This is a genomic window from Streptomyces sp. NPDC087845, assembly GCF_044742755.1.
Taxonomy (GTDB): domain Bacteria; phylum Actinomycetota; class Actinomycetes; order Streptomycetales; family Streptomycetaceae; genus Streptomyces.
In genome coordinates this window covers 1-18,924 of record NZ_JBIUVC010000037.1, presented here as the reverse complement: position 1 = coordinate 18,924, position 18,924 = coordinate 1, and the positions used below count along the sequence as shown (strand labels likewise).

Genomic DNA, 18,924 nt, shown 5'->3' with positions numbered 1-18,924 from the left:
ATCGCCATGCTCGGAAGCGGTGTCCTGCTCCTGTCCGCGTGCGCCTCGATGCCCGGCACCGGGGACGTCAAGCCTGTCGACGCCTCGCAGCCCGGCGACTCCCAGGTGCAGGTGTATGCGGTGGCGCCGCGTGACAACGCCACTCCCAACGAGATTGTCGACGGCTTCCTGGAGTCGATGACCAGCGACGACTCGGACTTCAGGACGACTCGCAAGTACCTGACGAGGAAGGCAGCCGCCACCTGGAAGCCGAGTGCGTTCACGACGGTGCTCACCAAGGCGCCGAACCGGAGCGACCGCCCGTTCCGCGACAGCGACCCGGGCGTCACGGAGGTCACCTACACCCTGACCGGTGAGAAGGTGGCAACGGTCGACGCGCAGAGCGCCTACCAGCCGCTTGCGCCCACGGACTACAACCAGATCCTGCGTCTGGTGAAGGAGGACGGCAAGGACGGCAAGGAGTGGCGCATCGACCTCGTCCCGGACGGCCTTCTGCTCGGGCAGTCCGACTTCAAGCGCCTCTACCGTTCCGTCGACAAGTACTACTTCGCGGCGGGGCGGACGACGGCGCAGTCGACGCTGGTCGCCGACCCCGTCTACCTCCGCAGCCGGACGGACCCCGGCACCGGGATGGACACCGTGACGCAGGCGGTCCGCAGTCTCCTGGCGGGGCCGACCAACTGGCTGCGGCCGGTGGTCGCGTCCCGCTTCCCCCGGGGTACGGAGCTGAAGAAGGGCGTCACCTCGCTCTCCCCCGACGACCGCAACGTACTGAAGGTGCCGCTCAACAAGAAGGCGGACGGCGTCGGACAGCACTCCTGCCGCATGATGGCCTCACAGGTCCTCTTCACCCTGCGGGACCTGACGTCCGCACGGGTCGAGCAGGTCCAGCTCCAGCGCTCCGACGGCTCCCCACTGTGTGTCATCGGTACGGACCAGGCGGAGGAGTTCGCCCCTGACGGTTCGTCGAGTGGGCCGGACAGCCAGTACTTCGTCGATGGCAAGGGGCATGTGGAGCGGATTCCCGGCAGCACCAGGGGCAGTGGTACCCCGGAGGCGGTGGCAGGTCCGCTCGGCAACGGACCGGTGCGGATGAGCACGGTCGGGGTGGCCAGGGACGAGCAGACGGCGGCGGCGGTCTCGCGGGACGGGACGGCCCTCTACGTGTCGTCCATCGCCGCGGACGGCGAGCTTCCGGCAGCCCTGGTCACCAGCAGGGCCCACCGCCCGAACGACCGTCTGTCGGTGCCGAGCTGGGACGGCCGGGGCGACCTCTGGGTGGCCGACCGGGACCCCGGCAACCGACGACTGCTGCGGCTGCCCGGGGGCACCGGCAAGCCGCAGGAGGTCACCGTGCCGAGCTTGGACGGCGGTCGGATCGAGGCCCTGCGGATGTCCGCCGACGGGGTGCGGATCGCGCTCCTGGTGAGCAAGGACGACCACACCACGCTGAAGATCGGCCGGATCGAGCGGCGCGGGCCGGAGACGGATCAGAAGGTCTCGGTGGTGGACCTGCGGCAGGCCGCGCCGCAGCTGGCGGATGTGACCGCGATGTCGTGGTCGGGCCGTAGCCGTCTCGTGGTGGTCGGCAAGGAGCAGGGCGGCGTGCAGCAGGTGCGTTATGTGCAGGCGGACGGTTCGACGCCCGCGTCGGGCGTTCTGCCCGGCGTGAACCAGGTGTCGTCGGTCGCGGCGGCGGACGACGAGCAGTTGCCGCTGATGGCGGCCACGTCGAGCGACGGGATCGTGAAGCTGTCGCCGGGTGACAACTGGCAGATGGTGGTCAAGGAAGGCTCGTCGCTGGTCTACCCGGGCTGAGACATCATGGGGCCGCCCCAGGCTTTTCCACAGGGGTGGCCGGGTCCCTTCGGGGAGTGCACAGTGGAGTCATGCGGGGGTGGTGGCGGGAGATCTCCGGACTGGTCCTGCCGGTGTCCTGCGGCGGCTGCGGCAGGCCGCGTGTGGAGCTGTGCGGGGAATGCCGTGCGGAGTTGTCCGGCGGGGTGCCGCGCAGGGTGAGGCCCGTGCCGGAGCCTGTCAGCCTGCCGGTGGTGCATGCGGCCGCCGCGTACGAGAACGCCGTACGCGCGGTGCTCCTGGCCCACAAGGAGCGAGGCGCGCTGGGATTGACCGGGGCGCTCGGGAAGGCGCTGGCGGGGGCCGTACGGGCCGGGACGGGGCAGGTGGGCCCTGTCGGCCCGCTGCTGCTCGTGCCCGTGCCGTCGGCGCGGCGGGCCGTGGCGGCGCGGGGGCACGATCCGACCCGCCGGATCGCGCTGGCCGCCGCGGGCGAACTGCGGCGCGTAGGCATTCGGGCCCGGGTGGCCGGGGTGCTCCGGCAGCGGCGACCGGTGGCCGATCAGGCGGGGCTCGGGGCCCGGCAGCGGCACGCGAACCTCGCGGGGGCGCTGGACGTCGTGGCCGGGGGTGAACGGCTGCTTGCGGCCGGACGGGTGGTGCTGGTGGACGACCTCCTGACGACCGGCGCCTCGCTGACCGAGGCGGCTCGGGCGATCGGTGCGGCGGGCGGGCGCGGCGGTGGCGCATCCGGCAGCGGGCAGGCAGCCGTTGTCGCCGTTTCTCCCTCGGCCTTCGAAATAAACCGGAACTGCCAGTGAACTTGCATCGTTGCAGGTAGTGAGTGGGTAAAAAGACCTGAACGGAGGTACGTGCGAGTAGCGGGTGCCGACATCCGGCCAGGCAGGCTATGTTCGGTTGTGAGGAATGGTGAATGCCGGACCTCGATGAATGCACCGCCAGCTTTCGGGCAGGTAACCCACCGGTAGTCAGAGACAGAGAATTCGGTGGGGTGGAGGCCCTGTCGATGGGGGAGGAGGAGGTGGAAGTCACCGAGTCCGCGGTTCCGGTCATGACCGGAACCTGGTGCAAAAGGGAGATGCTCCGCCGCTGAGCGGAGTGATCCGGGAACGGAGTTCTGCGTGGACATCGTCGTCAAGGGCCGCAAGACCGAGGTGCCCGAGCGGTTCCGCAAGCACGTGGCCGAGAAGCTGAAGCTGGACAAGATCCAGAAGTTCGACGGCAAGGTGATCAGCCTCGACGTCGAGGTGTCCAAGGAGCCGAACCCCCGTCAGGCCGACCGTTCCGACCGGGTGGAGATCACGCTCCGCTCGCGGGGGCCGGTCATCCGGGCGGAAGCGGCCGCCGGCGACCCGTACGCAGCGCTGGACCTGGCGACCGGCAAGTTGGAGGCGCGGCTGCGCAAGCAGCACGACAAGCGCTACAGCCGCCGCGGCAACGGCCGGATTCCCGCTGCCGAAGTCGCCGAGACCGTGCCGGGCGCGGCGTCGTTCAACGGCGAGGGGGATCTGGTCGGCAGCGAGACGTCCGAGTCCGTGCCCACCACCAGGTTCGGCTCGCTGGAGGTACAGGGCGAGGGTCCGCTGGTGATGCGTGAAAAGACACACGTCGCCGCACCGATGGCGCTCGATCAAGCGCTCTACGAGATGGAGCTGGTCGGGCACGACTTCTATCTGTTCGTCGACTCCGAGACGAAGGAACCCAGTGTCGTCTACCGGCGGCATGCCTATGACTACGGTGTCATCCACCTGAGGACCGATCCGCTGGCCGCCGACGAGGCGGGCGGCGCGGGCGGTGCGCTCGGCGGCTGACGTCACCCTTTCGTGGTGCCCCTGGAGCGCCTGTGCGCCCCCAGGGGCACCCGCGTGCGGCCCTGGGATCACCGCTCCGACGTCCAGGCATGAAATCATGTCGTCCCAAGCCAACCGGTGTTCTGCGAACTGCCGTTGGCGGACCGTTTGCGAACTTCAGGCCGTGGCCTTCAGGGGGAGGAACGATGGCGGACACCTTCGGGCCCGTGCGCGATGCGAATGATGCCGACGACACCGCCGGTGCGGGCGCGGACGGCGGCTCCGGCAAGGAGCCGATCCGGGTCCTCGTGGTGGACGACCACGCGCTCTTCCGCAGAGGTCTGGAGATCGTCCTCGCCCAGGAGGAGGACATCCAGGTCGTCGGCGAGGCGGGGGACGGGGCGGAGGCGGTCGACAAGGCGGCCGATCTGCTGCCGGACATCGTGCTGATGGACGTCCGGATGCCCAAGCGCGGTGGTATCGAGGCCTGCACGTCGATCAAGGAGGTGGCCCCCAGCGCGAAGATCATCATGCTGACGATCAGCGACGAGGAGGCCGACCTCTACGACGCGATCAAGGCGGGCGCCACCGGGTACCTCCTCAAGGAGATCTCCACGGACGAGGTGGCGACGGCGATTCGCGCGGTCGCCGACGGGCAGTCGCAGATCAGCCCCTCCATGGCGTCCAAACTGCTCACCGAGTTCAAGTCGATGATCCAGCGGACCGACGAGCGCAGGCTGGTGCCCGCGCCGCGGCTCACCGATCGGGAACTCGAGGTCCTGAAACTCGTCGCAACGGGCATGAACAATCGCGATATCGCGAAGGAACTGTTCATTTCCGAGAACACCGTGAAGAACCATGTCCGCAACATTCTGGAGAAGTTGCAGCTGCACTCCAGGATGGAAGCCGTGGTCTATGCGATGCGGGAGAAGATCCTGGAGATCAGGTGACCGGCCCTGCGACGGGACGGAACGGGCCGGACAGGGTGACGGCGCCGGGTGGTGCCGCCGCCGGGTAAAGAGAGGGCAATGCGCGGTCACGCCAGAGCGCGGGCGATTTCCTGAGCGAGCGGCCCGCGCAGATCCGGTGCGTCGACCCGTTCCAGCCGGACATCCGTACAGCCGACCCAGGACGCCGCCTCCACCAGGGCCTCGGCCATCGGCGCCACGGCCTTCCCGCTCTCCAGGGACACCTGCCGGGCGACCAGTGTGCTGCCCTCGCGCGCCGGGTCGACGCGGCCCTGCAGCTTTCCGCCCGTCAGCAACGGCATCGCGAAGTAGCCGTGTATCCGCTTGGGCCTGGGAACGTATGCCTCCAGACGGTGGGCGAATCCGAAGATCCGCTCGGTGCGTGCCCGCTCCCAGACCAGTGAGTCGAACGGCGACAGCAGAGTCGTACGATGCCGCCCGCGCGGCTCCGAGGCCAGCGCCGCCGGGTCCGCCCAGGCCGGCTTCGACCACCCCTGCACCGTCACCGGTACCAGACCGGAGTCCGCCACGACCGCGTCGAACTGCTCACCCTTGAGCCGGTGGTAGTCCGCGATGTCCGCGCGAGTGCCGACGCCCAGGGACTGCCCCGCGAGCGCGACCAGCCGGCGCAGGCACTCCGCGTCGTCCAGATCGTCGTGCAGCACGGCGTCGGGCAGGGCGCGCTCGGCGAGGTCGTACACCCGCTTCCAGCTGCGCCGCTCCGTGCACACCACCTCGCCGTACATCAGGGCGCGTTCGACGGCGACCTTAGACTCCGACCAGTCCCACCACTCCCCGCCGTTCTTCGCACCGCCCAGCTCGGTGGCCGTCAGCGGGCCCTCGGTGCGCAACTGCTTGATCACCGTCTCGTAGGCGCCGTCCGGCAGGTCGTGATGCCAGTGGGGGCGCGAGCGGTAGGCGCGGCGGCGGAACGCGAAGTGCGGCCACTCCTCGACCGGCAGGATGCAGGCCGCGTGCGACCAGTATTCGAAGGTGCGGCCGCCCGACCAGTACGCCTCCTCGACCGTGCGCCGGCCGACCGCGCCCAGGCGCGCGTACGGAATCAGTTCGTGCGAACGCGCGAGCACCGAGATCGTGTCGAGCTGGACGGCGCCGAGATGCCGCAGCACCCCCGGAACACCGGCCCGGCGGTCCGGAGCGCCCAGGAAGCCCTGGGCGCGCAGGGCTATCCGGCGCGCCTGGTCGGCGGAGAGTTCGGCGGCGGGAGGCGGCACAGACGTCATGCCCCGCACCCTAGACGGCGGCACCGACAACCGGTCGGGGAGTTCACCGACCGGTGACCGCGCAGGCGCCGCCGGGTGGCGGGCGGCCGGGAGTCAGGTGGCTGCGGGCAGGTACGCGCAGGTGCCCGGCAGACCGAGGTCGGACGGGAGCAGCGCGCCGATCCAGGTGTCGCGTCGTACGCCCTTGTTGAACAGTGCCGAGCGCTGCTCGCCCTCCATCCGGAATCCCGTCCGCAGCGCCACGGCACGCGAGGGGACGTTGCCGACCTCGGCCCGCCATTCCAGCCGGTCGCCGCCGAGCGAGGCGAAGGTCCAGCGGGCGGCGCACAGCACCGCCTCCGCCGTGTAGCCGCGGCCCCGGTGCTCGGCGGCGGTCCAGAAGCCCACCTCGTACGTGCCCGGAAGATTGCGGCGATTGATGCCGAGCGCGCCCGCCAGGGCCCCGCTCTCGCGCAGGACCACCGCGAAGTTGTACATGGAGTCGTCGTCCCAGCCGCCGGGGGACAGCTTCTCCGTGAAGAACTCGGCGTCGGCGCGCCCGTACGGGGAGGGCACGACCGTCCAGCGCTGGATGTCCGGGTCCTGGCAGGCGGCGAGGATCCCGTCCGTGTCGCCGCTCGTGAAGGGGCGCAGCAGCAGGCGCTCGGTGGTGAGGGTGATCGGCTCCATGTACGGATTCTGGTGAGGCGCCGGTTGAGAAGCGAACACTTTTCGGACTTCCCGGCACCTTCGGCACTCCCCGGCCGTTGACTGGGAAGGGACGGGTGGAGCCCACGCGGCGGCAGCCCTCCCGACGCGGCGGGGTCCTCGCTTACGATGGCCGTTGCGGTGGGGCCCACCTGCCGTGCCCGCGCCAGAGTCCTTAACACGACCCAGTGCCAGGCCCGACCGGCAAGGAGACCAGCCTCAGTGTCCGTCTTCAACAAGCTCATGCGTGCAGGCGAAGGCAAGATCCTGCGCAAACTGCACCGCATCGCGGACCAGGTCAGCTCCATCGAAGAGGACTTCGTCAACCTCTCCGACGCCGAGCTGCGGGCGCTCACCGACGAGTACAAGGAACGGTACGCGGACGGCGAGAGCCTGGACGACCTGCTCCCCGAAGCATTCGCGACCGTCCGTGAGGCCGCCAAGCGGGTCCTCGGACAGCGACACTACGACGTCCAGATGATGGGCGGCGCAGCCCTGCACCTCGGCTATGTGGCCGAGATGAAGACCGGCGAGGGCAAGACCCTGGTCGGCACCCTGCCGGCGTATCTCAACGCGCTCTCCGGCAAGGGCGTGCACCTGATCACGGTCAATGACTATCTGGCCGAGCGCGACTCCGAGATGATGGGCCGGGTCCACAAGTTCCTGGGCCTGTCCGTCGGCTGCATCATCGCCAACATGACGCCGGCCCAGCGCCGTGAGCAGTACGCCTGTGACATCACGTACGGCACGAACAACGAATTCGGCTTCGACTACCTCCGCGACAACATGGCGTGGTCCGCGGACGAGCTCGTCCAGCGCGGGCACAACTTCGCCGTGGTCGACGAGGTCGACTCGATCCTCGTCGACGAGGCCCGTACGCCGCTGATCATCTCCGGCCCGGCCGACCAGGCCACCAAGTGGTACGGCGACTTCGCCAAGCTGGTCACGCGTCTGACCAAGGGCGAGGCGGGCAACCCGCTCAAGGGCATCGAGGAGACCGGCGACTACGAGGTCGACGAGAAGAAGCGGACCGTCGCCATCCACGAGCCCGGTGTCTCGAAGGTCGAGGACTGGCTCGGCATCGAGAACCTCTACGAGTCGGTGAACACCCCCCTCGTCGGGTACCTCAACAACGCCATCAAGGCCAAGGAACTCTTCAAGAAGGACAAGGACTACGTCGTCATCGACGGCGAAGTCATGATCGTCGACGAGCACACCGGCCGTATCCTCGCCGGCCGCCGCTACAACGAGGGCATGCACCAGGCGATCGAGGCGAAGGAAGGGGTGGACATCAAGGACGAGAACCAGACGCTCGCCACGATCACCCTGCAGAACTTCTTCCGCCTCTACAGCAAGCTCTCCGGCATGACCGGTACGGCGATGACCGAGGCCGCCGAGTTCCACCAGATCTACAAGCTCGGTGTGGTGCCGATCCCGACCAACCGGCCGATGGTCCGTGCCGACCAGTCGGACCTGATCTACCGCACCGAGGTCGCGAAGTTCGCGGCGGTCGTCGACGACATCGCCGAGAAGCACGAGAAGGGCCAGCCGATCCTGGTCGGCACCACCTCGGTCGAGAAGTCCGAGTACCTCTCGCAGCAGCTCTCCAAGCGCGGTGTGCAGCACGAGGTCCTCAACGCCAAGCAGCACGACCGTGAGGCGACGATCGTCGCCCAGGCCGGCCGCAAGGGCGCGGTCACCGTCGCGACGAACATGGCCGGACGAGGCACCGACATCAAGCTCGGCGGCAACCCCGACGACCTCGCCGAGGCGGAGCTGCGCCAGCGCGGCCTCGACCCGGTCGAGCACGTCGAGGAGTGGGCGGCGGCGCTGCCCGCCGCGCTGGAGAAGGCCGAGCAGGCCGTGAAGGCGGAGTTCGAGGAGGTCAAGGAGCTCGGCGGGCTCTACGTCCTGGGCACCGAGCGGCACGAGTCGCGGCGCATCGACAACCAGCTGCGCGGTCGTTCCGGCCGTCAGGGCGACCCGGGCGAGTCCCGCTTCTACCTGTCGCTCGGTGACGACCTGATGCGGTTGTTCAAGGCGCAGATGGTCGAGCGCGTCATGTCGATGGCCAACGTGCCGGACGATGTGCCGATCGAGAACAAGATGGTGACGAGGGCGATCGCGTCGGCCCAGTCGCAGGTCGAGCAGCAGAACTTCGAGACGCGCAAGAACGTCCTGAAGTACGACGAGGTGCTCAACCGGCAGCGCGAGGTCATCTACGGCGAGCGCCGCCGGGTCCTTGAGGGCGAGGATCTGCAGGACCAGATCCGCCACTTCATGGACGACACCATCGACGACTACATCCGTCAGGAGACCGCCGAGGGCTTCGCCGAGGAGTGGGACCTGGACCGGCTGTGGGGTGCGTTCAAGCAGCTCTACCCGGTGAAGGTCACCGTCGAGGAGCTGGAGGAGGCGGCCGGCGACCGCGCGGGGATCACCGCCGAGTTCATCGGTGAGTCCATCAAGGACGACATCCACGAGCAGTACGAGGCGCGCGAGAAGCAGCTCGGCTCGGACATCATGCGTGAGCTGGAGCGGCGTGTCGTGCTGTCCGTCCTGGACCGCAAGTGGCGTGAGCACCTCTACGAGATGGACTACCTCCAGGAGGGCATCGGCCTGCGTGCCATGGCGCAGAAGGACCCGCTGGTCGAGTACCAGCGGGAGGGCTTCGACATGTTCAACGCCATGATGGAGGGCATCAAGGAGGAGTCCGTCGGCTACCTGTTCAACCTGGAGGTCCAGGTCGAGCAGCAGGTCGAGGAGGTTCCGGTGCAGGACGAGGCCGAGCGGACCTCGCTCGCCAAGGAGGACCTCGTGCCGGCGGCGCGTCCGGAGATCCGGGCCAAGGGGCTCGACGCTCCGCAGCGTCCGGACCGGCTGCACTTCTCCGCTCCCACGGTGGACGGGGAGGGCGGGGTCGTCGAGGGCGACTTCTCCAGCGGTGACGGTGGAGGCACGTCGGAGACGGACGGGCTGACTCGGGCGGAGCGGCGCAAGGCGCAGAAGAACGGCGGGGGCGGGCGGCGCCGCAAGAAGTAGCGGTGGCGTCGCCGGCGTCTTCGTCGGCGGCGGTCGGATTCGGCCGGGGTCGGGCACCTTTTGCGGGTGCTCGGCCCCGGCTTTTTTTGGGCTCGGCCCGGGGGCGGCCCGGCTCGGCCCGGGGGCGGCCCGGGGCGAGGGCGTGGGACGAGGTCGTGGGGCGTGCAGGACCGGAGCCGGGGCCGGGTTGTGCTGGTGGGGCCCGGCGCGGGCGGGCGGGCCGCTGCGCGGGAGCGGTGCGCGCGGTACCGGTTCGCCGGGCCGGATCTCATATATTCGTTTGGTGATCACACGTACTGACCGGAGCGACTGCGCGTGCAATGACGTCCCGGGCGTCCGGAACTTCCGCGACGCGGGAGGCATCGGTTCCCTTCCCCGCGGGGTTCTCTACCGCTCCGGTGCCCTGGATGCCATGCCGCCGGAAGGCGCGAGGTACCTGGCTGGACTCGGTCTGCGCAGCGTGATCGACCTGCGCAGTGCGCCGGAGGTGGCGGCCAGACCCGACCGGCGTCACGACCTCGGCTGCGAGCACAGCCACTTTCCGCTCTTCGTCGAGCAGCGCTGGCCCGAGGACCAACGAGAGCTCTACCCCGCCATGGCCGAGCATGCCGGGCGTTCGACGGTTGCGGTCATCCGCCGGCTCATCGTTCCTGGAGCCCTGCCCGCGCTCGTCCACTGCGCCTCGGGCAAGGACCGCACCGGTGTGACCGTCGCCGTCCTTCAGACCCTTCTGAACGCCTCCGAAGCGGAGATCACGGAAGACTTCCTCCGCTCGAACACCGCCCTGGGGCTCACCGGGGCTTCGGCCGTGTCGCAGGCCGGACACGGCACCCACCCGGTCACCCGGACCCACCTGCTCCACGCCATGATCTGGATCCGCGGCCACTACGGGTCCGTGCCCGACTATCTCCTGGCGCACGGCGCCGAGGAAGCCGAGCTGCGGGCGCTGCACACCGCCTTGACCTGACGCGGTCCAGCGACACCCCGGGCATGCCCGGGGTGAGGGGCCGGAACATCTGGCGGTCCCGTGATCCGGCTGTGTGCGGGGGCATCCGGCCGGTGTCGGGCGATCTGTCCGGCCCCCGCTCCTCCGGCGCCGAAGGAGCGGGGCCGGAGGGGGCGCCGGGGCGTGCCGACCCAGGGGGCACGCGGAGCCGGCGGGGGAGTTCACCGGGGTGCGGTCTCCAGACGTTCGCCGCCCAGCTCCACCGCCGCGCAGCGCCAGCGGAGGTCTGTGCCCTGTTCCAGACGGAAGGCCATGGCCCTCACCTGTTCGCCCGCCGCGATGCTGGCGCACGCCTCCACCACCCCCGGGGCCGGCTGGGCACCGTGGCACATGCGGATCACGGGGCGGGCGCCGCGGGCCCTGAGCGGGGTGCGAGGGGCCAGTTCGGCCAGTTGGTCGTAGGCCTCGCCGATGGTGTGTCCGAGCATCCAGTGCACCGGGCGCTGGCCGCTGAGAACCGCCAGGAGGCGCTCGGCGAACCAGTGGTGGGGGCGGACGCGCCGGGGAGTCCTCGTGCGCTGCGGTGGTACGGCCGCGGGCCTGCGCCCGTCGTGCCGTCCGGTGGGCCGGGTCCTGTTCGTGCTCATCGCTCATTGCCCCCGTGCTTCAGAGGCCCGGCCGAATACCGGGCGGTAACTTCTGCTGGGGATCTTCTACGGCGACGGCGGAGCGGCCGCAAGCGCCGGTGAGGCGCCGGAAGCGAACGCCAGGAATCACCTATCCGGGTGATGCGGCGGGTGCTGTGCGGGGCGCGAGGCAGGCGCGGGGAGGGTGACAGCCGGTTGCCGGGTGGACGGGGCGGCAGTGGTGCACGTAACCCCAAAGGGGGACGTCGCACGTATCCTGAGGGCGTTTCCGACTACGAAAGCGGCCAGCCATGCGCGTGTACGTCCCCCTGACGCTCCCCGGTCTCGCAGCGGCGCACCAGGCGGGCGAGATCGGTCCCGGTCCGCTGACCGCCTACGCGGTGACTCCCGGACTGCGCGAGTGGTACGTCTCCGACGACATCGAGGAGCTGGAGTACGCGGCGCTCAACCGGGCCGCCTCCGCCTCGCTGCGCCTGATCGCCGGGAACCCCGACGCGGCCCGCCGACGGGTCGTCCTCGCCGTCGACGTGCCGGACGGTGCGGCCGTGGCCGATCCGGACCGCAGCCTCGACGCGTCGGCGCTCGGCGAGGTGCGGATCCCGTCCTCCGTACCGCTGACGGCGGCCGCCGCCGTGCATGTCGACGCCGACGACGCGGAGAAGGACGTCACGGCCGCCGCGGCCGCGCTGGGTGCGGCGGACCTCGGTGACGACGACGCGCAGTTCACCGTGGACGGCGCCGAGGACCACGAGCTGCTGTGGTTCGGCATCCAGGAGATCCCGAACCTGATCGGATGAGGCGGGCGGGCGAGGCGGCGGTGCCGGACGCCGCCTCACTGCCCCTGCCCCTGCCCTTGCCTCGTTGCCCCTGCTCCGGCTCCGGCTCTGCCCCGGCCGTCCTTGTCATTCGAGCCGTTGCCGCGACCGCTGTCGTACCCGGCGGGTATTTTCTTCGGCATGGGGACGCATGGGAAGCACCGCACGCATCTGGTCTGGGACTGGAACGGCACACTGCTCGACGACAACGCCGCGGTCGTCGGCGCGACGAACGCCGCGTTCGGTGAGGTCGGCCTGGAGCCGATCACGCTGGAGCAGTACCGCGAGATGTACTGCATCCCCATCCCGCGCTTCTACGAACGGCTGATGGGCCGGCTGCCCACGGAGGCCGAGTGGGAGCGGATGGACGGGATATTCCACCGGTACTACACCGAGCAGCGGGCCGCCTGCGGGCTCACCGAAGGGGCCGAGGAACTCCTCTCCCAATGGCAGCTGGGCGGGGGCAGCCAGTCCCTCCTGAGCATGTACGGCCACGACCAGCTGATCCCGGTGGTGCGGGGGTACGGCATCGAACGGCACTTCCTGCGGGTCGACGGGCGGACCGGGCCCTCCGGCGGCAGCAAGGCGCGGCACATGGAACGCCACATCGCCGCGCTGGACGGGATATCCCCGGAACGCACCGTGGTCATCGGCGATGCGGTGGACGACGCCGTGGCCGCCGCCCACGTCGGTGCGAAGGCCGTGCTCTACACCGGTGGATCGCACAGCAGGGCCAGCCTGGAATCGGCCGGGGTGCCGGTGGTGGACAGCCTCGCCGAGGCCGCCGACCTCGCCGGGCGGATGGCTGGATAAGGCCCTCGCGGGCGCCGTCAGGCGGTCACCGGCGCCTTGGTGCGCAGCACCTTCAGGAATTCGCGCATCCATGCCGAATGGTCCGGCCACGCGCGGGACGAGATCAGTGTGCCGTCGACCACCGCCTCGTGGTCCTCGAAGGTGGCGCCCGCCGCCTGCATGTCGAGCTCCAGCGCGGGGTACGCGGTGACGCGCCGGCCGGCCAGCGCGCCGACCGCCGCCGTCATCAGCGGGCCGTGGCAGATCTGGGCCACCGGCCGGTCCGAGTCGAAGAACGCCTTGAGGATCTTGCGCAGCTCCGCGTCGTTGCGCAGATACTCGGGGGCCCGGCCGCCCGGGACGACCAGGGCCACGTAGTCTCCGGCGTCGACCTCGGAGAAGGCCAGGTCGGCGGGCCAGGTGTAGCCGGGCTTCTCGGTGTACGTGTCGAAGCCGGGCTCGAAGTCGTGGACCACGAAGCGGAGCGTCTTGCGGGCGGGCGCCGCGATGTGGACGTCGTATCCCTCCTCGCGCAGCCGCTGGTACGGATAGAGGACTTCCAGGGACTCGGCGGCGTCGCCGGTGACGATCAGGATCTTCGGTGCCATGGCGGGGCTCCCACGGTTCGTCGGCCTGTTCCGACTACCAGAGTGCGGCAAGACGGGCCGACGCGCTGTCCAGAGTGTCAAACTTCGGGACCATCTTTTGTACACATACGGCTCGTGACGGCTACGGGGGCGGGCGAGATAGCCTGGACCCCGTGATCAGCGCGATACGCCTCGGGGGCAGCGAAGCCCCCGGCCTGCGCCCGGAGTGCGACAGCACCCGGGCCGTCACTGATCCTCACAGCCAGGACCGACTGCCAAGAATGGCCAATATGGTCCCGGGCATCTCTCATAGCGGCATAGCGTCGACTCAGACCGGATACCCCGTGTCGTGGCGGTACGTCGTTTTTTACACCTACGTCACGCAACGGCGCGCGACAGGAGCCAGAGGACATGCAGACCAAGCTGGACGAAGCCAAGGCCGAGCTGCTCGCACGGGCCGCCAAGGTAGCTGACAACAGCCCGGGCGGTGGTGTCGGCGGCCCGGGCGGTACCCACCCGGTGCGTGTTGCGGCCCCCGGAGCCGGCGGCACCGGGGCCGGGCAGGAGCGTCCCGGGCAGGACGCACTCCTCGCCTACCTCCAGCGCTACTACCTGCACACCGCTCCCGAGGACATCGCGGGCCGCGACCCCGTCGACGTCTTCGGCGCAGCCTCCTCGCACTACCGGCTCGCGGAGAACCGCCCGCAGGGCACGGCGAACGTCCGGGTGCACACCCCGACCGTCGAGGAGAACGGCTGGACGTGCAGCCACTCCGTCGTCGAGGTCGTCACCGACGACATGCCGTTCCTGGTCGACTCCGTCACCAACGAGCTGTCCCGGCAGGGGCGCGGCATCCACGCCGTGATCCACCCGCAGGTCGTCGTGCGCCGCGATGTCACCGGCAAGCTCATCGAGGTCCTCGCCGAGGGCAACGGAACCCAGGCGAGCACCCAGGACCGCAAGGACGGCAAGAAGGGCGGCACGACCGAGCTGCCCCACGACGCGCTCGTCGAGTCCTGGATCCACGTCGAGATCGACCGCGAGACCGACCGCTCCGACCTCCAGCAGATCGCCGCCGACCTGCTCCGCGTGCTGTCCGACGTACGGGAGACCGTCGAGGACTGGGAGAAGATGCGCGAAGCCGCGCTGCGCATCGCCGACGACCTGCCCGGCGAGCCGCTCGACGACCTCGCCGACGAGGAGGTCAACGAGGCCAGGGAACTGCTGCGCTGGCTCGCCGCCGACCACTTCACCTTCCTCGGCTACCGCGAGTACGAGCTGAAGGACAGCGACGCGCTGGCCGCCGTCCCCGGCACCGGCCTCGGCATCCTGCGCTCCGACCCGCACCACAGCGTCGACGAGGCGCACCCCGTCAGCCCGTCCTTCGACCGGCTGCCCGCCGACGCCCGCGCCAAGGCCCGCGAGCGCAAGCTCCTCGTTCTCACCAAGGCGAACAGCCGGGCGACCGTCCACCGCCCCAGCTACCTCGACTACGTCGGCGTGAAGAAGTTCGACGCCGACGGCAACGTCGTCGGTGAGCGCCGCTTCCTCGGGCTGTTCTCTTCCGCCGCCTACACCGAGTCCGTGCGCCGGGTGCCCGTCATCCGCCGCAAGGTCGCCGAGGTGCTGGACGGCGCGGGCTTCTCGCCCAAGAGCCACGACGGCCGCGACCTCCTCCAGATTCTGGAGACGTACCCGCGCGACGATCTCTTCCAGACGCCCGTCGACCAGCTGCGCTCCGTCGTCACCTCCGTGCTGTACCTCCAGGAGCGCCGCCGGCTGCGGCTCTACCTGCGTCAGGACGAGTACGGGCGCTACTACTCCGCGATCGTCTACCTGCCGCGCGACCGCTACACCACCGGTGTGCGGCTCCGCCTGATCGACATCCTCAAGGAGGAACTGGGCGGCACCAGCGTCGACTTCACCGCCTGGAACACCGAGTCGATCCTCTCCCGGCTGCACTTCGTCGTCCGGGTCGCACCCGGCACCGAGCTGCCCGACCTCACCGACGCCGAGGCCGACCGCATCGAGGCGCGGCTCGTCGAGGCCGCCCGCTCCTGGGCCGACGGCTTCCAGGAGGCACTGGGCGCCGAGTGCGGCGAGGAGCGCGCCGCCGAGCTGCTGCGCCAGTACGGCCACTCGTTCCCCGAGGGCTACAAGGCCGATCACACGCCGCGCGCGGCCGTGGCCGACCTGGTCCACCTCGAAGCCCTCAAGAAGGACGAGAAGGACTTCGCCCTCAGCCTGTACGAGCCGGTCGGCGCCGGCCCCGGCGAGCGCCGCTTCAAGATCTACCGGACCGGCGAGCAGGTCTCCCTCTCCGCCGTCCTCCCGGCGCTCCAGCGGCTCGGTGTCGAGGTCGTCGACGAGCGTCCGTACGAGCTGCGCTGCACGGACCGTACACACGCCTGGATCTACGACTTCGGTCTGCGGATGCCGCAGACCAACGGCAGCGGCAACTACCTCGCCGACGATGCCCGCGACCGCTTCCAGAGCGCCTTCGCGGCCGTGTGGACCGGTGAGGCCGAGAACGACGGCTTCAACTCGCTCGTGCTGGGCGCCGGGCTGAACTGGCGGCAGGCGATGGTGCTGCGCGCCTACGCGAAGTACCTGCGCCAGGCCGGGTCGACCTTCAGCCAGGACTACATGGAGAGCACTCTCCGCAACAACGTCCACACCACCCGGCTGCTGGTCTCGCTCTTCGAGGCGCGGATGTCCCCGGACCGGCAGAGCGCCGGCACCGAGCTGACCGACGGGCTCCTCGAAGAGCTGGACGGGGCCCTGGACCAGGTCGCCTCGCTCGACGAGGACCGGATCCTGCGGTCCTTCCTCACCGTCATCAAGGCCACCCTGCGCACCAACTTCTTCCAGATGTCGGACGACGGCAAGCCGCACGGCTACGTCTCGATGAAGTTCGACCCGCAGTCCATCCCGGACCTGCCGGCGCCCCGCCCGGCGTTCGAGATCTGGGTGTACTCACCGCGTGTCGAGGGCGTGCACCTGCGCTTCGGCAAGGTCGCCCGAGGCGGTCTGCGCTGGTCGGACCGGCGAGAGGACTTCCGTACGGAGATCCTCGGCCTGGTCAAGGCCCAGATGGTGAAGAACACCGTCATCGTGCCGGTCGGCGCCAAGGGCGGCTTCGTCGCCAAGCAGCTCCCCGACCCGGCCGTCGACCGCGACGCCTGGATGGCCGAGGGCATCGCCTCCTACCGCACCTTCATCTCGGCGCTGCTCGACATCACCGACAACATGGTGGCAGGCGAGGTCGTGCCGCCCAGGGAGGTCGTCCGTCACGACGAGGACGACACCTACCTGGTCGTCGCCGCGGACAAGGGCACCGCGAAGTTCTCCGACATCGCCAACGAGGTCGCCGTCTCGTACGGCTTCTGGCTCGGCGACGCGTTCGCCTCCGGCGGCTCCGCCGGGTACGACCACAAGGGCATGGGCATCACCGCCCGCGGGGCCTGGGAGTCCGTCGAGCGGCACTTCCGCGAGCTCGGCCACGACACCCAGACCGAGGACTTCACCGTCGTCGGCGTCGGTGACATGTCGGGCGACGTGTTCGGCAACGGCATGCTGCTCTCCGAGCACATCCGGCTCGTCGCCGCCTTCGACCACCGGCACATCTTCATCGACCCCGATCCGGACGCCGCCACCTCGTACGCCGAGCGGCGCCGCCTCTTCGACCTGCCGCGCAGCTCCTGGGCCGACTACAACAAGGAACTGCTCTCCGCGGGCGGCGGAATCCACCCGCGCAGCGCCAAGTCCATCCCGATCAACGCGCACATCCGCGAGGCGCTCGGCATCGAGTCCCGGGTCACCAAGATGACGCCCGCCGAGCTGATGCAGACCATCCTCAAGGCCCGCGTCGACCTGCTGTGGAACGGCGGCATCGGTACGTACATCAAGTCCTCCGCGGAGTCGAACGCGGATGTCGGCGACAAGGCCAACGACGCGATCCGCGTCAACGGCCAGGACCTGCGGGCCAAGGTCGTCGGCGAGGGCGGCAACCTGGGTGCCACCCAGCTCGGCCGGATCGAGTTCGCCCGGGGCGGCGGCCGGATCAACACCGACGCGATCGACAACAGCGCCGGTGTGGACACCTCCGACCACGAGGTGAACATCAAGATCCTGCTCAACGGCCTGGTCCGGGACGGCGACATGACCGTCAAGCAGCGCAACAAGCTGCTCGCCGAGATGACCGACGAGATCGGCCGTCTGGTGCTGCGCAACAACTACGCGCAGAACGTGGCGCTCGCCAACGCCACGGCCCAGTCGCCCTCCCTGCTCCACGCCCACCAGCGCTTCATGCGCCGGCTGGGCCGCGACGGGGACCTCGACCGCGGGCTGGAGTTCCTGCCCGCCGACCGGCAGATCCGCGAACTGCTGAACGCCGGCAAGGGGCTCAGCCAGCCCGAACTGGCCGTGCTGCTCGCCTACACGAAGATCACGGCGGCCCGGGAGCTGATCCGGACCAGCCTGCCGGACGACCCGCACCTGCAGAAGCTGCTGCACGCCTACTTCCCGCAGCAACTGCGCGAGCAGTTCCCCGAGGCGGTCGACGGGCACGCGCTGCGTCGCGAGATCATCACCACGGTGCTGGTCAACGACACCGTCAACAGCGGTGGTTCGACCTTCCTGCACCGGCTGCGCGAAGAGACCGGAGCCTCGATCGAGGAGGTCGTGCGGGCGCAGTTCGCGGCCCGCGAGATCTTCGGCCTCGGCCAGGTGTGGGACGCCGTCGAGGCGCTCGACAACAAGGTCGCCGCCGATGTGCAGACCAGGATCCGGCTGCACTCGCGCCGGCTCGTCGAGCGCGGTTCGCGCTGGCTGCTCGGCAACCGGCCGCAGCCGCTGGAGATCGCCGGGACGATCGACTTCTTCAAGGCGGGCGTCGAGCAGGTCTGGGCCCAGCTGCCCAAGATGCTGATGGGCGCCGACCTGGAGTGGTACCGGTCGATCCTGGACGAGCTCACCGAGGCGGGTGTCCCGGGCGAGCTGGCCCAGCGGGTCGCCGGGTTCTCCTCCGCCTTCCCGACGCTGGACATCGTGGCGATCGCGGACCGCACCGGCAAGGACCCGCTCTCCGTCGCCGAGGTGTACTACGACCTCGCGGACCGGCTGGGCATCACCCAGCTGATGGACCGGATCATCGAACTGCCGCGGGCCGACCGCTGGCAGTCCATGGCCCGGGCGTCCATCCGCGAGGACCTGTACTCGGCGCACGCCGCGCTCACCGCGGATGTGCTGTCCGTGGGCAACGGGACCTCGACACCGGAGGAGCGCTTCCAGGCGTGGGAGGAGAAGAACGCGGCGATCCTCACCCGGTCGCGCTCCACGCTTGAGGAGATTCAGGGGTCGGACTCGTTCGACCTGGCGAATCTGTCGGTGGCCATGCGGACGATGCGGACGTTGCTGCGTACGCACGCGTAGGAGAGCGCGAGGGCGGGGCGGGGCGGGGCGGGACGGGAACGGACCCGCCGGCCCCCCGCGGGGCTGGACCGGCCGGGACCCCATCGCCTGGCCGGACCGCGCCTGGCCGGAGGCCAGCGGGCCGGACCGGCCCCAAGCCGCCCCCCGCCGGGCCC

General features: G+C 70.0%; 14 protein-coding genes. 10 read left to right on the top strand and 4 right to left on the bottom strand.

Features of this window, described 5'->3' with window-relative positions; all coding sequences use genetic code 11:
* The first annotated feature begins 6 nt into the window (after nucleotides 1-6).
* The 5 genes from ACIOMQ_RS40840 (at nucleotide 7) to ACIOMQ_RS40820 (ending at nucleotide 4,558) form a co-directional block, all read left to right on the top strand.
* Complete coding sequence (locus ACIOMQ_RS40840; protein WP_402192780.1) at nucleotides 7-1,818, top strand: LpqB family beta-propeller domain-containing protein; 1,812 nt, start codon at nucleotides 7-9, stop codon at nucleotides 1,816-1,818.
* 71 nt (nucleotides 1,819-1,889) lie between these two features.
* Nucleotides 1,890-2,618 (top strand): ComF family protein, encoded by a 729-nt coding sequence (locus ACIOMQ_RS40835; protein ID WP_402192776.1) that lies wholly within the window; start codon nucleotides 1,890-1,892, stop codon nucleotides 2,616-2,618.
* A 113-nt stretch (nucleotides 2,619-2,731) separates the two neighbouring features.
* Nucleotides 2,732-2,911 carry a hypothetical protein gene (locus ACIOMQ_RS40830; RefSeq protein ID WP_401759978.1) on the top strand — a complete coding sequence of 60 codons (180 nt, stop codon included), beginning with the start codon at nucleotides 2,732-2,734 and terminating at the stop codon, nucleotides 2,909-2,911.
* Nucleotides 2,912-2,939: 28 nt separating this feature from the next.
* Nucleotides 2,940-3,629: a ribosome hibernation-promoting factor, HPF/YfiA family gene (gene hpf, locus ACIOMQ_RS40825; RefSeq protein WP_362209358.1), complete on the top strand. Its 690-nt coding sequence runs from the start codon at nucleotides 2,940-2,942 to the stop codon at nucleotides 3,627-3,629.
* Between the two features lie 185 nt (nucleotides 3,630-3,814).
* Nucleotides 3,815-4,558 (top strand): response regulator transcription factor, encoded by a 744-nt coding sequence (locus tag ACIOMQ_RS40820; protein WP_362209361.1) that lies wholly within the window; start codon nucleotides 3,815-3,817, stop codon nucleotides 4,556-4,558.
* Between the two features lie 86 nt (nucleotides 4,559-4,644).
* On the opposite strand, the gene ACIOMQ_RS40815 is transcribed toward ACIOMQ_RS40820, so the two are convergent.
* Nucleotides 4,645-5,820 carry a DNA glycosylase AlkZ-like family protein gene (locus tag ACIOMQ_RS40815; protein WP_362209364.1) on the bottom strand — a complete coding sequence of 392 codons (1,176 nt, stop codon included), beginning with the start codon at nucleotides 5,818-5,820 and terminating at the stop codon, nucleotides 4,645-4,647.
* Nucleotides 5,821-5,913: 93 nt separating this feature from the next.
* A complete protein-coding gene (locus ACIOMQ_RS40810; protein WP_362209367.1) occupies nucleotides 5,914-6,489 on the bottom strand; it encodes a GNAT family N-acetyltransferase in 576 nt (191 codons plus the stop codon).
* A 240-nt stretch (nucleotides 6,490-6,729) separates the two neighbouring features.
* On the opposite strand from ACIOMQ_RS40810, the gene secA reads away from it, so the two are divergent.
* Entirely contained in the window at nucleotides 6,730-9,549 is a 2,820-nt protein-coding gene (secA, locus tag ACIOMQ_RS40805) for a preprotein translocase subunit SecA (protein ID WP_362209370.1), read from the top strand.
* Between the two features lie 283 nt (nucleotides 9,550-9,832).
* Nucleotides 9,833-10,516 (top strand): tyrosine-protein phosphatase, encoded by a 684-nt coding sequence (locus ACIOMQ_RS40800; RefSeq protein WP_402192773.1) that lies wholly within the window; start codon nucleotides 9,833-9,835, stop codon nucleotides 10,514-10,516.
* Between the two features lie 200 nt (nucleotides 10,517-10,716).
* Here the strand turns inward: ACIOMQ_RS40800 and ACIOMQ_RS40795 are convergent, their stop codons facing one another.
* Nucleotides 10,717-11,142, bottom strand: coding sequence for an Rv3235 family protein (locus tag ACIOMQ_RS40795; RefSeq protein ID WP_362209375.1), 426 nt, complete (start codon nucleotides 11,140-11,142; stop codon nucleotides 10,717-10,719).
* 290 nt (nucleotides 11,143-11,432) lie between these two features.
* Between ACIOMQ_RS40795 and ACIOMQ_RS40790 the strand changes: the two genes are divergently transcribed.
* On the top strand, nucleotides 11,433-11,939 hold the full coding sequence (locus ACIOMQ_RS40790) for a DUF6912 family protein (protein ID WP_362209377.1): 507 nt from the start codon (nucleotides 11,433-11,435) through the stop codon (nucleotides 11,937-11,939).
* A gap of 159 nt (nucleotides 11,940-12,098) precedes the next feature.
* Nucleotides 12,099-12,770, top strand: coding sequence for an HAD hydrolase-like protein (locus tag ACIOMQ_RS40785; protein WP_362209379.1), 672 nt, complete (start codon nucleotides 12,099-12,101; stop codon nucleotides 12,768-12,770).
* Nucleotides 12,771-12,787: 17 nt separating this feature from the next.
* Here the strand turns inward: ACIOMQ_RS40785 and ACIOMQ_RS40780 are convergent, their stop codons facing one another.
* Nucleotides 12,788-13,357 carry a DJ-1/PfpI family protein gene (locus ACIOMQ_RS40780; protein WP_362209383.1) on the bottom strand — a complete coding sequence of 190 codons (570 nt, stop codon included), beginning with the start codon at nucleotides 13,355-13,357 and terminating at the stop codon, nucleotides 12,788-12,790.
* A gap of 390 nt (nucleotides 13,358-13,747) precedes the next feature.
* Between ACIOMQ_RS40780 and ACIOMQ_RS40775 the strand changes: the two genes are divergently transcribed.
* A complete protein-coding gene (locus ACIOMQ_RS40775) occupies nucleotides 13,748-18,769 on the top strand; it encodes an NAD-glutamate dehydrogenase (RefSeq protein ID WP_362209386.1) in 5,022 nt (1,673 codons plus the stop codon).
* The last annotated feature ends 155 nt before the right edge of the window (nucleotides 18,770-18,924 follow it).

What these genes read in the sequence shown, in the direction of transcription:
- ACIOMQ_RS40840 (WP_402192780.1), top strand. Translation starts at nt 7, where the DNA reads ATGCTCGGAAGCGGTGTCCTGCTCCTGTCCGCGTGCGCCTCGATGCCC.
- ACIOMQ_RS40835 (WP_402192776.1), top strand. Translation starts at nt 1,890, where the DNA reads ATGCGGGGGTGGTGGCGGGAGATCTCCGGACTGGTCCTGCCGGTGTCC.
- ACIOMQ_RS40830 (WP_401759978.1), top strand. Translation starts at nt 2,732, where the DNA reads ATGCCGGACCTCGATGAATGCACCGCCAGCTTTCGGGCAGGTAACCCA.
- ACIOMQ_RS40820 (WP_362209361.1), top strand. Translation starts at nt 3,815, where the DNA reads ATGGCGGACACCTTCGGGCCCGTGCGCGATGCGAATGATGCCGACGAC.
- ACIOMQ_RS40815 (WP_362209364.1), bottom strand. Translation starts at nt 5,820, where the DNA reads ATGACGTCTGTGCCGCCTCCCGCCGCCGAACTCTCCGCCGACCAGGCG.
- ACIOMQ_RS40810 (WP_362209367.1), bottom strand. Translation starts at nt 6,489, where the DNA reads ATGGAGCCGATCACCCTCACCACCGAGCGCCTGCTGCTGCGCCCCTTC.
- ACIOMQ_RS40795 (WP_362209375.1), bottom strand. Translation starts at nt 11,142, where the DNA reads ATGAGCACGAACAGGACCCGGCCCACCGGACGGCACGACGGGCGCAGG.
- ACIOMQ_RS40790 (WP_362209377.1), top strand. Translation starts at nt 11,433, where the DNA reads ATGCGCGTGTACGTCCCCCTGACGCTCCCCGGTCTCGCAGCGGCGCAC.
- ACIOMQ_RS40785 (WP_362209379.1), top strand. Translation starts at nt 12,099, where the DNA reads ATGGGGACGCATGGGAAGCACCGCACGCATCTGGTCTGGGACTGGAAC.
- ACIOMQ_RS40780 (WP_362209383.1), bottom strand. Translation starts at nt 13,357, where the DNA reads ATGGCACCGAAGATCCTGATCGTCACCGGCGACGCCGCCGAGTCCCTG.
- ACIOMQ_RS40775 (WP_362209386.1), top strand. Translation starts at nt 13,748, where the DNA reads ATGCAGACCAAGCTGGACGAAGCCAAGGCCGAGCTGCTCGCACGGGCC.